The 5,092-nt window shown below is 32.3% G+C and carries 6 protein-coding genes; 5 read left to right on the forward strand and 1 reads right to left on the reverse strand.

Annotated elements, in window-relative coordinates; translation table 11 throughout:
* Window positions 1-430: 430 nt before the first annotated feature.
* Window positions 431-607 (forward strand): hypothetical protein, encoded by a 177-nt coding sequence (locus tag CRO45_RS20195; RefSeq protein WP_170949570.1) that lies wholly within the window; start codon window positions 431-433, stop codon window positions 605-607.
* A 26-nt stretch (window positions 608-633) separates the two neighbouring features.
* On the opposite strand, the gene CRO45_RS19540 is transcribed toward CRO45_RS20195, so the two are convergent.
* Window positions 634-1,047, reverse strand: coding sequence for a hypothetical protein (locus tag CRO45_RS19540; RefSeq protein WP_097151291.1), 414 nt, complete (start codon window positions 1,045-1,047; stop codon window positions 634-636).
* Between the two features lie 249 nt (window positions 1,048-1,296).
* Between CRO45_RS19540 and CRO45_RS19545 the strand changes: the two genes are divergently transcribed.
* The 4 genes from CRO45_RS19545 (at window position 1,297) to CRO45_RS19565 (ending at window position 4,909) form a co-directional block, all read left to right on the forward strand.
* A complete protein-coding gene (locus CRO45_RS19545) occupies window positions 1,297-1,482 on the forward strand; it encodes a hypothetical protein (protein WP_097151292.1) in 186 nt (61 codons plus the stop codon).
* 867 nt (window positions 1,483-2,349) lie between these two features.
* Window positions 2,350-2,748, forward strand: coding sequence for an Hg(II)-responsive transcriptional regulator (merR, locus tag CRO45_RS19555; RefSeq protein WP_097151293.1), 399 nt, complete (start codon window positions 2,350-2,352; stop codon window positions 2,746-2,748).
* 63 nt (window positions 2,749-2,811) lie between these two features.
* Window positions 2,812-4,422 carry a mercury(II) reductase gene (merA, locus tag CRO45_RS19560; RefSeq protein ID WP_408057176.1) on the forward strand — a complete coding sequence of 537 codons (1,611 nt, stop codon included), beginning with the start codon at window positions 2,812-2,814 and terminating at the stop codon, window positions 4,420-4,422.
* Window positions 4,423-4,453: 31 nt separating this feature from the next.
* The gene (locus CRO45_RS19565; RefSeq protein ID WP_097151295.1) at window positions 4,454-4,909 is read left to right on the forward strand and encodes an NUDIX domain-containing protein; all 456 of its coding nucleotides are present in this window, start codon (window positions 4,454-4,456) and stop codon (window positions 4,907-4,909) included.
* The last annotated feature ends 183 nt before the right edge of the window (window positions 4,910-5,092 follow it).

Below are 5,092 nucleotides of genomic sequence, written 5' to 3' on the forward strand. Positions count from 1 at the left end.
TACGCTCCTAACTCTATGAAGTTAGGATTATTTTCATATAAAAGTGGCTCACTTTTCAATTGCTATGGTGGCTCAGTTTTAGCTTATCAAATACAGCATAGAATGTATGTTGAATATTCTAACTGAATTTACTCATTCTCAACCAAAAATAAATTCAACATTCACGGTAAAAAGTTTTTAGAAAATTACAGAAAACGATAAATGGTATCATATAATAATCGTTGTGTAAATATTTAAAATATTATAAAGTTAAAACAAGAAGACAGATAGCATTGTAATTAGATATACATATACAAAATGATAGTACGGTAGCACACACTACCTGTTTCACAGTAGGGTTGAGCGATAAGGAGGAATATATATTAGAAAAGAAATTAGTTATTTAAATTTAGTAAGTGTACTTGTAAGTCAAGAGGAAGGTATTTATAAGTTGCTAATTGTAGCAGGCGATAGATATGACGAGTATAAATATGATGACAAAGTAGATTTACTAGATCATCTTGATAAACTGAAAGATTACTACTTAGACGAATACTTCTCTCTTGAAGATGATTTTAAATCAGAAAATAATACAGAAGAGTTTGAAAAACTTATTAATAGTATTTAAAAAAGAAAAAGACGGCAGGAGTTATCCTACTTGTCTTTTTCTTTTAACTCTTCTTGTCGTTGTAGTATTTCTTCCTTCTTTTTTATATTAAAATGTTTCATCATTTTGTACATTTTAGAATCCATTAAGAAAGTAAATTTCAAAAATGCAATGTGCTGCTTTCCCACAATAAATTGTTCAGTCATTCTTATCTGATACAACCCATCATGTGCCCTGAATAGCCCCATCTTCTGATCTACACATAACATAAATTCATTACAGAATACAATTGAACGAATATTATGAAAGTCAATATAATAATCTGTATATATAATTAGATCGTACATATCATCATAAATTCCAGCTCCCTCTTCTCTAATATCAATTCTTAGCTCACTATTAAAGAAATCCTTATCCTCTGTTGTTGCTTTATAAATTGCTTCTTCATCAAATTTCAGCATTCTACCAAACTCCTTATAAATTATTTTTAATTACTTGATAATCTACTGAAAACTTAACGTGCATCCACATCATCTTCCAGTCTTTACTTCTCTTTACTTAAAAATAAGTAAAAAGACCTATAATTATAAATAAAGGTTTTTTCATAAGAGTTAATAACTTTATAGTATAAGCAATTTACAAAAGACAGCTCGGCTAACAATTACTCAAGTTAGCAAGTGTACACACAGGAAAAGAAAGGGGCTGATTATATGAAAAAAGAATTTACTATGAAAATCGTTCTATGGACTCTACAAGAAGTTGTTGAGTTAGGAAATAAGCGGGAGAGAACTATGGCTATGAATATTCTTAGAAACACATATGGACACACTCCAACGAGCCTTGCATCGGCAGCAGGAAAGAAAATGAAAAGTTTTAGATCCTTACAACAACAATAAAAACAAAGAGAGTGTAAGCCTGTGAGTTAGCTTTGCTCTCTCTTTGCTTTGTCAATACTTCCCTTTACACTTAGTTTATAGAATAACTACATTGTCTTTTAAAACTCCTCTATATTAAAATTACAAGGAGTTGAAATACAAGAAGGAGATTTAATTTATTGTGACCCTCCATAAACTTATTCTCAATCTATCCTATACGGCTCTCAGGAATTCAAAATAGAGGATTTATGGAATAAGTTTAGTGTATGTAAAGATCGTGGAGTAAAAGTTATGCTCTCAATCAATGGAAACAAGTAGAGTGGAAAAGAAGATATAAGTGTAACGCTAGCAGAAGGACTATTTGAACGAGCTACATATGTAAATTTTGGAGTTAGTATGATAAACAGACTTCAAAAAACGGGAGAATTAATTGAAGATGAAATTGTTAATGATGCTTTATTCTTAATATGGTAAAAGGAGATAGTCTTTTCTTAACTGGTTCGGAACAAGGGGAGAAAATAGCAAATAACAATGGTTTTGGAAGTGCAATTAGCAAACTAATTCGCACTTCCTTTTTTCTGTTGTATCAATGTTTATATACTTTAAAGAATGTCTTTAACACCTCAATTCGCAACATTATTAGTAACACCGCATAAATTTATGTGGTCTTGTTAAAATCGATGTCAAAACTGGTGTTAAATATTCGCATAATATCAAACGAAATTCTTTCTTTTGAAAGGGAAATGGAAAAAATTATGCTAAAATGAATTTATAGAGTGAAGTAATGTACTTAAACAAACGGGGCAGAATACTTGAAGAAGAGAAAATTAATATTATACTTGACCGTGTACTAGGGTACGCGGTTTATTGTATTTATAGGGGGATAATATGAGTTACAGAATTAGTGTATTTGCAGAAAAATGCGATGTAAATAAAGAGACGATTAGATATTACGAACAAAGAGCATTATTAAAAGAACCTTCCCGAACGAATGCAGGTTATAGGATATATTCAGATGATGATGTTAAGCGTGTAAAATTTATCAAAAGACTACAAGACCTTGGCTTTTCATTGAGTGAAATCTATAAACTGCTTGGAGTTGTTGATAATGATGAAGTTCGTTGCAAAAATATATTTGAATTTGTATCAAAAAAGGAAATAGAAATTCAGGAACAAATTGCAGATTTAAGGCGTATTGAAACATTGTTAAAGGACTTAAAAAGTCGTTGTCCAGACCAAAAAGCATTAAATCAATGTCCTATTATTGAAACGTTAATATTTGATTGAATATAACAATTAATTTTAAAGGAGGAATAAATAGTGAAAAAATATCGGGTTAAAATCAATGGAATGACTTGTACAGGATGTGAACAACATATTGATGCTGCATTAAACAGCGTAGGTGCTAAAAATATCGAAACCAGTTTTCGTCGTGGTGAATCGGTATTTGAATTACCTAATGAAATTAATGTAGAGCAAGCAGAACTGGCAATTACACAAGCAAAATACACATCTGAATATGTAGAGGAAATTTCATCCACTAAAAATGTAGTGTTAGATCATAAAGATGATTATGATCTACTTATTATCGGTTCAGGTGGGGCTGCATTTTCTGCTGCTATTAAATCAATTGAATATGGGGCTAAGGTTGGTATGATTGAACGTGGTACGGTTGGAGGAACTTGTGTGAATATTGGGTGTGTACCATCAAAAACACTTCTAAGAGCAGGGGAAATCAACCATTCAGCAAAAGTAAATTCGTTCACAGGGTTAAAAACCTACGCTGGAGAGGTCGATTTAGCCTCTTTAGTGAATCAAAAAGATGAATTAGTTGACGAACTTAGAAATCAGAAATATATAGATTTAATAGATGAATATGGCATTGATTTAATAAAGGGTGAAGCTAAGTTTGTTGATGAGAATACAGTTGAAGTAAATGGTGATAAACTTTCTGCCAAACGCTTTTTAATCGCAACAGGTGCTTCGACATCTATACCAGCGATTTCAGGACTTGAAGAAGTTGATTATCTAACAAGTACAACACTACTCGAATTAAAAAAGGTGCCTAAACGATTAACCGTTATTGGTTCAGGTTATATCGGATTGGAACTTGGGCAACTATTCCATAATTTAGGTTCAGAAGTAACACTTATACAAAGAAGTGAGTGTCTTTTAAAAGAATATGACCCAGAGATTTCAGAAGCAGTGGAAAAAGTTTTGACAGAACAAGGTATAAACCTAGTAAAAGGGGTAACTTATGAGCGTATAGAACAAGTTGGAGATGCAAAGAAGATTTATATAACGGTAAATAGCAAGAAAAAAGTTATGGAATCAGAACAATTACTTGTTGCAACAGGAAGAAAACCAAATACCGATACCTTAAACTTAAAGGCAGCAGGTGTAAAAGTTGGAAAACTAAATGAGATCCTGATAGATGATTACGCCAGAACAAGTAATGAGAACATTTATGCAGCAGGAGATGTAACATTAGGGTCGCAATTTGTCTATGTAGCAGCCTATGAAGGTGGGGTTGTTGCTGATAATGCGATTGGTGGGCTAAATAAAAAACTAGATTTATCCGTTGTTCCTGCTGTTACTTTTATGAATCCATCAATTGCAACAGTAGGTTTAACGGAAGAACAAGCAAAAGAACAAGGCTATGAAGTAAAAACATCTGTATTATCTTTAGATGCCGTTCCAAGAGCATTAGTAAACCGTGAAACGACAGGTGTATTTAAGATTGTTGCTGATGCTAAAACATTAAAAGTTCTTGGTGTTCATATTGTATCTGAAAATGCAGGAGAAGTTATTTATACAGCGACATTAGTAATTAAGTTCGGTTTAACCGTAGAGGATTTAAAAGATAGCCTTGCACCATATTTAACAATGGCAGAAGGATTAAGACTAACTGCTCTTACGTTTGACAAAGATGTTTCGAAATTATCTTGTTGTGCAGGGTAAATGTAAATAAGTTAATATCACGGAGGTATGTATGGATTATTGTGAAAATATGAGACAAATGATTGGGAATTCTCCACTAATAATTGTTAGACCAAGTGTGGCTATTGTTAATCATTGCGGAGAAATTTTATTAAGTAGATATTCAGGAGCGACTTGGGGGATTCCAGGTGGAATCTTGCAGTTAAATGAGTCAGTTGAGGAGTGTCTTACACGAACAGTCTTTGAAGAAATAGGCGTACAGATAAAAGAATTAGAATTATTTGGTGTCTATTCAGGAAAAGAATTAATAAATCGTGTAGAGGAAAGTGGAGATGAGTATCAAACGGTTGCGATTGGTTATTTATGTACCAAGTACGAGGGAGACATAACACCTGGAGGTAACCAAGGAATAGAAGCACAATTTTTTGGGTTAAATCATTTACCTGACGAAATTGACCCCCTTATTAAAAACAAGTTAGTTGGGATAAAAGATCAACTTAAAAAATAGAACTCTCATATTAGACCGAAGGCAAATGCTATACTTCTAATTGCATTGCCTTTTTTGATATATTTATGTAGAGGATTGTGAAATACTTTACTTAAATGTAGTGTAGTGCTTTAATTTAAAAACTCATAATTGAATACAAAGTAAAATCCCTGCTTTCAATATAAAAGTAGGGATTTTTGGCGT

Source organism: Ureibacillus acetophenoni (assembly GCF_900220965.1).
GTDB classification, from domain to species: Bacteria; Bacillota; Bacilli; order Bacillales_A; family Planococcaceae; genus Ureibacillus; species Ureibacillus acetophenoni.

Coding starts and splice junctions, on each gene's coding strand:
- CRO45_RS19540 (WP_097151291.1), bottom strand. CDS start 1,047: ATGCTGAAATTTGATGAAGAAGCAATTTATAAAGCAACAACAGAGGAT.
- CRO45_RS19545 (WP_097151292.1), top strand. CDS start 1,297: ATGAAAAAAGAATTTACTATGAAAATCGTTCTATGGACTCTACAAGAA.
- merR (WP_097151293.1), top strand. CDS start 2,350: ATGAGTTACAGAATTAGTGTATTTGCAGAAAAATGCGATGTAAATAAA.
- merA (WP_408057176.1), top strand. CDS start 2,812: ATGACTTGTACAGGATGTGAACAACATATTGATGCTGCATTAAACAGC.
- CRO45_RS19565 (WP_097151295.1), top strand. CDS start 4,454: ATGGATTATTGTGAAAATATGAGACAAATGATTGGGAATTCTCCACTA.